Source organism: Salipaludibacillus sp. CUR1, assembly GCF_021028955.1.
Taxonomy (GTDB): domain Bacteria; phylum Bacillota; class Bacilli; order Bacillales; family Salisediminibacteriaceae; genus Salipaludibacillus.
Genome location: NZ_JAIWPE010000094.1, coordinates 321,956 through 328,985 on the forward strand (window position 1 = coordinate 321,956; position 7,030 = coordinate 328,985).

The 7,030-nt window shown below is 43.6% G+C and carries 6 protein-coding genes and 10 tRNA genes; 15 read left to right on the forward strand and 1 reads right to left on the reverse strand.

The window, feature by feature from the left end:
* The 4 genes from rsbW to K8O68_RS17330 all read left to right on the forward strand — a co-directional run bounded on the left by rsbW (position 1) and on the right by K8O68_RS17330 (position 4,287).
* Positions 1-495: an anti-sigma B factor RsbW gene (gene rsbW, locus K8O68_RS17315; protein ID WP_230898043.1), complete on the forward strand. Its 495-nt coding sequence runs from the start codon at positions 1-3 to the stop codon at positions 493-495.
* Complete coding sequence (sigB, locus tag K8O68_RS17320; protein WP_093055056.1) at positions 455-1,258, forward strand: RNA polymerase sigma factor SigB; 804 nt, start codon at positions 455-457, stop codon at positions 1,256-1,258. The genes rsbW and sigB overlap by 41 nt, the downstream gene beginning before the upstream one ends.
* Positions 1,259-1,861: a SpoIIE family protein phosphatase gene (locus K8O68_RS17325; protein ID WP_230898044.1), complete on the forward strand. Its 603-nt coding sequence runs from the start codon at positions 1,259-1,261 to the stop codon at positions 1,859-1,861.
* Positions 1,862-2,100: 239 nt separating this feature from the next.
* Entirely contained in the window at positions 2,101-4,287 is a 2,187-nt protein-coding gene (locus K8O68_RS17330; protein ID WP_230898045.1) for a Tex family protein, read from the forward strand.
* A 666-nt stretch (positions 4,288-4,953) separates the two neighbouring features.
* On the opposite strand, the gene cmpA is transcribed toward K8O68_RS17330, so the two are convergent.
* The gene (gene cmpA / locus K8O68_RS17335) at positions 4,954-5,073 is read right to left on the reverse strand and encodes a cortex morphogenetic protein CmpA (protein WP_093055050.1); all 120 of its coding nucleotides are present in this window, start codon (positions 5,071-5,073) and stop codon (positions 4,954-4,956) included.
* Positions 5,074-5,196: 123 nt separating this feature from the next.
* On the opposite strand from cmpA, the gene K8O68_RS17340 reads away from it, so the two are divergent.
* The 11 genes from K8O68_RS17340 to K8O68_RS17390 all read left to right on the forward strand — a co-directional run bounded on the left by K8O68_RS17340 (position 5,197) and on the right by K8O68_RS17390 (position 6,907).
* The gene (locus tag K8O68_RS17340) at positions 5,197-5,670 is read left to right on the forward strand and encodes a SprT family protein (protein ID WP_230898046.1); all 474 of its coding nucleotides are present in this window, start codon (positions 5,197-5,199) and stop codon (positions 5,668-5,670) included.
* Between the two features lie 166 nt (positions 5,671-5,836).
* Positions 5,837-5,911: transfer RNA gene (locus K8O68_RS17345), tRNA-Asn, on the forward strand.
* Positions 5,912-5,914: 3 nt separating this feature from the next.
* Positions 5,915-6,005: transfer RNA gene (locus K8O68_RS17350), tRNA-Ser, on the forward strand.
* Positions 6,006-6,025: 20 nt separating this feature from the next.
* Positions 6,026-6,100 (forward strand) — tRNA-Glu (locus K8O68_RS17355).
* A gap of 8 nt (positions 6,101-6,108) precedes the next feature.
* Positions 6,109-6,184 (forward strand) — tRNA-Val (locus K8O68_RS17360).
* Between the two features lie 30 nt (positions 6,185-6,214).
* Positions 6,215-6,290: transfer RNA gene (locus tag K8O68_RS17365), tRNA-Asp, on the forward strand.
* Between the two features lie 8 nt (positions 6,291-6,298).
* Positions 6,299-6,383 (forward strand) — tRNA-Leu (locus K8O68_RS17370).
* Positions 6,384-6,409: 26 nt separating this feature from the next.
* Positions 6,410-6,495, forward strand: a tRNA-Leu gene (locus K8O68_RS17375).
* Positions 6,496-6,577: 82 nt separating this feature from the next.
* Positions 6,578-6,654 (forward strand) — tRNA-Pro (locus K8O68_RS17380).
* A gap of 34 nt (positions 6,655-6,688) precedes the next feature.
* Positions 6,689-6,762 (forward strand) — tRNA-Gly (locus tag K8O68_RS17385).
* A 68-nt stretch (positions 6,763-6,830) separates the two neighbouring features.
* A tRNA-Ile gene (locus K8O68_RS17390) sits at positions 6,831-6,907 on the forward strand.
* Positions 6,908-7,030 lie beyond the last annotated feature (123 nt).

Sequence of the window (7,030 nt, forward strand, 5' to 3'; positions counted from 1 at the left end):
ATGACTCGGACCTCTGATTCTATTGAAATGAAAGTGCCTGCTAAGCCTGAATATGTCGGAGTTGTCCGCTTGACTGTTTCAGGCATCGCAAACCGCCTTGGCTATTCATATGACGATATTGAAGATATCAAAATTGCTGTGGCGGAAGCGTGCACTAATGTAGTTAACCACGCTTACAGCGAGGGTCAGGAAGGCAATGATATGCAAGTGAATTTCGGTGTGTATGACGACCGGCTGGAACTGGTTATATCTGACCAGGGCGGAACGATAGACGTAGAAAAATTAAAACAAGAGCGCGGCCCCATTACTGAAAACCAGGCTATTGAAGATTTAAAGGAAGGAGGGCTTGGGCTCTTCTTAATCGAGACGTTAATGGACGAAGTGGAGATCCGCGGTGACTCAGGAGTTATGATAATCATGACAAAGTTCCTGCAGAGAGATGAGGTGGAACACCATGGCTATGGAGTCTCAAAGGAAATCCCCGAACAGCAGTAAAGAAAAGAATAAAGAAGAGATACTGAAATGGATTGAAGAATTTCAGCGTACAGGGGACGATGAACTCCAGACAAGACTGGTGAAAGAATACGAGAACCTTGTGCATTCTTTAGCAAGGAAATTTTCGCGTGGACAGCGTCATGATGAAGATTTAATTCAGGTAGGTATGATTGGGCTTCTTGCGGCATTAAGGCGTTTTGACCATTCCTATGGAAGAAGTTTCGAATCATTTGCTGTCCCTACTATAGTCGGGGAAATTAAACGATTTATCCGGGATAAGACCTGGAGTGTCCATGTTCCCCGGAGAATAAAAGAACTAGGTCCCAAAATTAAGGGGGCTGTGGAGGATCTCACGACTACTTTGCAGCGCTCCCCTAGAGTTGAGGAAATAGCGGATCACCTTGGCGTTTCTGAAGAAGAAGTACTGGAAACAATGGAAATGGGAAAAAGCTATCAGGCCCTTTCTGTTGACAGGTCGATCGAAGCAGATGACGAAGGAAGTGCAGTCACTTTACTCGATCTGGTCGGTTCAAGTGAAGAAGGCTATGAACAGACAGACCAGCAGATGCTTTTGGAAAAAGCATTTACTGTACTTACCGATCGTGAAAAGCAGATTTTACAGCTCACCTATTTTGAGAATTTAAGTCAAAAGGAAACCGGAGAAGAGCTGGGCATTTCCCAGATGCATGTCTCCAGGCTTCAACGGAGAGCTTTACAGAAACTGAGGGAATCCATACGTATAGAATCAACGGAGTGCTTATAAATGATTGAGCATCAAGTATTGAAAGAAATGGATATCAGTATTTACCAGGTCGCTAAAAAAGGAAACTGGTGCTCGGGTGACGCTTTTTATACTGTCCGCACTGACAGTTATATATTATGTGCAATGGCTGACGGATTAGGCAGCGGTGAAGAAGCAATGAGCGCTTCTTCAGCTGCCATGTCAGTTATAAAGAAAGATCATGATCTGGATACAGAATCTTTAATGGACAAATGTAACCAGGTAATGTGGGGTACCCGCGGAGTGGTTTTGACTATCCTGAAATTTGATTTTCGTTCAGATGTCATTGAGTACACCAACGTAGGGAATATTTCCTGCACCTTTTACAAACCATCGGGAGAATTATACAGGCCTGTTCCAGTTAGAGGTTACTTGTCGGGTAAGAAGAAAAAATTTAAAACCCAGCGAATCCCTTACGAAAAAGATACAGTTTTTATTATTTATTCAGACGGAGTGGTATTTGACCCGGTATATCATGCTCTTTTTTCCAAAAAAGACACCCCGGAAAGGATGCTTAACAGAGTCGTAGATTTAATGGAAGAATCTAATGATGACACAACCTTACTAGTAGGCAAAGTTAACTGATTTATCCCGCAAAAAGCCGGACCATCGAAAAGATTTCGATGGTCCGGCTTTTTTGTATTGAAACAGCAGTTCTTTAAAGGTGGTTGCCCCAGGCATAATTCAGGTATAATCTATGGAGTATACCCGTGTTATTAATACGCTGGTTATAAGGGGGAAGGTATAAGGGAAATTAAGACCTTCGCCATCAGGCGGTAGTGAGCAAGTTTTTTAACTGATATACATAATGGAGGAGATAATATATGGAATGGCACGAACAGCAGCTGAATATTCTTAAGCTCGTAGCAGGAAAAATAAAACTTCAGGAAAACCGGGTTAAAAACGTGATAGAAATGTCAGAAGAAGGTAACACAGTTCCATTTATAGCCAGGTACAGAAAAGAAATGACTGGAGGCATGGACGAAGAGCAAATTAGGAGTATTCTTGAAGCCTGGGAATATGGTTCAGCTCTTGCGAAACGCAAAGATGAAGTCATTCGTTTGATTGAAGAACAGGAAAAAATGACACCTGACCTGAAAAAAGAAATTTTAAAAGCTGAAAAGCTTCAGGAAGTTGAGGACTTGTACAGGCCTTACAAACAAAAACGCAAAACAAAAGCTTCAGCAGCCAAAGAAAAAGGACTTGAACCTCTTGCTCAATGGCTTTTATCCTTACCTTCTTCAGGAAATGCAGAGAAAGAAGCCGAGAAGTATATTGATGAAGAAAAAGGCGTTAATAGTACTGAAGAAGCGCTTCAGGGAGCTAAAGATATCATTAGCGAATTCATATCTGATGACCCGTCTATCCGTAAAAAGGTAAGGGAACTGACCTTTAAAGATGGTAAACTGACATCTGAAAGAAAGCCTAAAGCTGAAGATGAAAAAGAAATTTTTGAAATGTATTATGATTATTCCGAACAAGTTCAAAAGATCGTGCCGCACCGGGTCCTGGCGCTGAACCGCGGGGAAAAAGAAGGTGTGTTAAAAGTGGCTGTAGAAGCGCCGGCAGACCGGATTTTAAGCTGGATTGAAAGACATGTTCTTAAGAACAGACAGACTGTAGTGAAGGACCTGCTGACAGAGGCTGTAGAAGATGGCTATAAACGGCTAATTCAGCCTTCAGTGGAAAGAGAAATCAGAAAAGAGGCCAGTGAAAAAGCTGAAGAGCAGGCTATCCACATTTTTTCAGAGAACTTAAGAAACCTGCTGCTGCAGCCGCCGTTAAAGGGAAGAACGGTTTTGGGTGTGGATCCGGCTTACCGGACCGGGTGTAAACTGGCTGTTGTTGACGACACAGGCAAGATGCTTGAAGTTGGCGTCATTTATCCAACGAAGCCATGGAACAAAGTAGAAGAGGGGAAAAAGGCAGTAAAAAAACTGCTGAAAACCTACGGCATCGAAATGATTGCTATTGGCAACGGGACAGCCTCGAGAGAAACAGAGCAGTTTATTGCCGACCTTATAAAGGAAGTGGATGAGGAAGTTTTTTATCTTATCGTTAATGAAGCGGGAGCGAGTGTTTACTCGGCATCAAAGCTTGCTAAGGAAGAATTTCCTGACCTTCAGGTAGAGGAGAGGAGCGCTGTTTCTATAGCCCGCCGTATTCAGGATCCTCTTGCGGAGCTTGTGAAAATCGACCCTAAATCAGTAGGGGTCGGGCAGTACCAGCATGATGTGACGCAGTCCAAGCTGAATGACAGCCTGACTTTCGTCGTAGAAACGGTAGTTAACCAGGTAGGGGTAAACGTGAATACAGCTTCGTCTTCTTTATTGCAGTATGTGTCAGGCTTATCGAAAAGCGTAGCCAACAATATAGTTAAACGGAGAGAAGAAGAAGGGAAATTCACCAGCCGGACCCAATTGAAAAAGGTGCCGAGACTGGGGGCTAAAACATATGAACAAAGTATCGGCTTTATCAGGGTGCCGGATGGGGAACAGCCGCTCGACCAAACGGCCATCCACCCGGAAAGTTATCCAGTGACGAAAAAAATAATGAAGGAGCTGGATATTGCAGTAGACGGGATAGGAACTGAAGAAGTGAAAACTAAACTGTCTAAAGTTGATGTGCAGGAACTCGCAGAAAAATATGAAGTGGGTGTACCAACGCTGCAGGATATTCTCGATGCTTTGAGCCAGCCGGGGCGTGACCCGCGTGACGAAATAGAGAAACCTTTATTAAAAACGGATGTTCTCTCTATGGAAGACCTCTCACGGGGGATGGAACTGCAAGGCACTGTAAGAAATGTTGTGGATTTCGGGGCCTTCGTGGATATTGGAGTAAAACAAGATGGACTCGTGCATATTTCCAAGCTGGCCAGACGTTTTGTTAAACATCCAATGGAACTGGTGTCTGTAGGAGATTTAGTCACCGTATGGGTGGAGGATGTTGACGTGAAGAAAGGCCGGGTCGCTCTGACAATGCTTCAACCTGAAAATCAGCCTTCTTCTTAAAAAACAATGGAGGCTTGGACAAAACTAAAAACAAGTTTGTAAAAGACAAACAATTTTTTTATCAGAAAGGCGTGTAACTTTTGGTTTTACCAGTTATTCAGTAGCCTCAGGTTTTTTTGATTGAAGGACAGAAGGCGGCGACGCCACAGGGGGTAAGTCTGAAGATCCAATTCAACGAAGCTCCAGACTGAGTTGAATTTAGCCGGTCATTTTAGAAAAAACGCACCGCTAAATACTTTATTTTCCCAGTGAACGAAGGCGAGGACACCCAGAGGATTGGCGAAGTCTGAAAATCCACTTTCCCGAAATAATCCTTCGGGAAAGTTAGTTGAAGACAAGCCCTCGGGTAAGCCTTCGCCGGAAGTGAACCGACAGATTAAAAGGGCAAGCCCCTGGGCAAGCATCCCCCTGGCGGACTGAAATCACTCCTTTACTCAAAAAGAACAGCCGGACAAAATCGAAAATTTTGTTCGGCTTTTTTTATGATTACTATTCTTTTGTCCCGGCCGCTTTTTTATTAATTGACAGAGGAAGGAGGGTGAATTAGCCGGGGCAGGTTAATAAAACAGTTCATGTATATGTTTAAGACAGCCTATTATAAGCGAAAAGCATGGAGGCACCATGCTTTAGCTTTATTTATGTGCTTGCAGTCAGAGGCGGGGTGCTTTAATCTGCATTAGAACGTGAGTTTTTATAATAAAACCAGCATTGGTTAAGGACTTTTATTCTCCTTAAATCTCTTCGGTCATAAGCTTCCTGTAACTGCCGTTTTAACCAGGACGGCATCTGAATTTCCCCCTTTCGTTCAGTTGTGGTTTTTCCTGTAAAAGTAGTAGTATTAGTAGTGTATGAACGAAAGGTTGGCCAGGATTTTAAAATATGAAAAATTTTTACAAGGAGTTTCAATGGATGACTAATGACGAGCTGCAAACATTGACAGAAAAAATATCGTTAGAGTTTTTTAAAGAACCATTCAGGCATACAGCTTTCTTTAATAAACGATTAAGAACAACAGGGGGGAGATATTCATTAAACTCCCACCATATTGAAATTAACCCGAAACATTTACAGTATTATGGAGAAGATGAACTGGTCAGTATTATCAAACATGAACTCTGCCATTATCACTTGCATTTGCAGGGAAAAGGGTATCAGCACAAAGACAGGGATTTTAAAGTGCTTCTGCAGAAGGTGGGCGGGAGCCGGCATTGTCAGTCCATTCCCCAGGCGAGGAATGAGGTGCGGATGCTGCACTTATACAGCTGTACAAAGTGCGGAACAGAATTCCGCCGGAAGCGGCGTATTAATACGAAACGGTTCGTTTGCGGAAAGTGCAAAGGCACGCTGAAAAAAATTCAAACAATGTCTTTAAAAAGTAATTGACGAGTAATAATATCATATGGTACATTATAAAAGTCGCTGACAAAACAGTTCGTATAAAAAGCTGTTGACATTTCCGGGAGAATTAGTTACAATATAATTCGTCCTTGAGAAAAATAGCGATTACATAAGCGCGGAACACAAAGAGATTCGCAGCTTAAAGCATTATTCCACAGTAGCTCAGTGGTAGAGCAATCGGCTGTTAACCGATCGGTCGTAGGTTCGAATCCTACCTGTGGAGCCATACGGAGAAGTACTCAAGTGGCTGAAGAGGCGCCCCTGCTAAGGGTGTAGGTCGCGCAAGCGGCGCGAGGGTTCAAATCCCTCCTTCTCCGCCAGTAACGTTCTTTCATTTACTGGCCCGTTGGTCAAGTGGTTAAGACACCGCCCTTTCACGGCGGTAACACGGGTTCGAATCCCGTACGGGTCACCATACATAGTGGAGGATTAGCTCAGTTGGGAGAGCATCTGCCTTACAAGCAGGGGGTCGGCGGTTCGAGCCCGTCATCCTCCACCATTATATTTTCATATATTTTATAATTTTTGTGGTCCCGTGGTGTAGCGGTTAACATGCCTGCCTGTCACGCAGGAGATCGCGGGTTCGATTCCCGTCGGGACCGCCATTAATGATGCGGGTGTGGTGGAACTGGCAGACACGCTAGACTTAGGATCTAGTGCCTTCGGGCGTGGGGGTTCGACTCCCTTCACCCGCACCATTTAATTAAATATTCCAAGGTGTTAAGCGGTCGTGGCGGAATGGCAGACGCGCTAGGTTGAGGGCCTAGTGGGAGAGATCCCGTGGAAGTTCGACTCTTCTCGACCGCACCATATTATATTTAATAGTTATTTGTTTACATATTCTGTTTTTAAAAAAGTGTCGGGTGTAACAGCAAAATACGGCATTTGAAATCGGGAAGTAGCTCAGCTTGGCAGAGCACTTGGTTTGGGACCAAGGGGTCGCAGGTTCAAATCCTGTCTTCCCGACCATTTTTATTTTACAAGTATAATTATTATTTATTATGCGGGTGTAGTTTAGTGGTAAAACCTCAGCCTTCCAAGCTGATGACGAGGGTTCGATTCCCTTCACCCGCTCCAAAAAATTATTTTAAAAAAACTCTTGCATCATCACACTGTTACATGATATAGTAACTAATGTTGCTTGAGGGCCTGTAGCTCAGCTGGTTAGAGCGCACGCCTGATAAGCGTGAGGTCGGTGGTTCGAGTCCACTCAGGCCCACCATTTATTTTGACCTTTGAAAACTAAACAAAAAGCCAAGCGAAGAGGGATATTTAATATATCCCGTCAATGAATTATTTTTATTTTGATGTCAGAGACATCGAACTCTTTTATGGAGAGTTTGAT

Coding starts and splice junctions, on each gene's coding strand:
- K8O68_RS17340 (WP_230898046.1), top strand. CDS start 5,197: ATGACTAATGACGAGCTGCAAACATTGACAGAAAAAATATCGTTAGAG.
- cmpA (WP_093055050.1), bottom strand. CDS start 5,073: ATGCCGTCCTGGTTAAAACGGCAGTTACAGGAAGCTTATGACCGAAGA.
- K8O68_RS17325 (WP_230898044.1), top strand. CDS start 1,259: ATGATTGAGCATCAAGTATTGAAAGAAATGGATATCAGTATTTACCAG.
- sigB (WP_093055056.1), top strand. CDS start 455: ATGGCTATGGAGTCTCAAAGGAAATCCCCGAACAGCAGTAAAGAAAAG.
- rsbW (WP_230898043.1), top strand. CDS start 1: ATGACTCGGACCTCTGATTCTATTGAAATGAAAGTGCCTGCTAAGCCT.
- K8O68_RS17330 (WP_230898045.1), top strand. CDS start 2,101: ATGGAATGGCACGAACAGCAGCTGAATATTCTTAAGCTCGTAGCAGGA.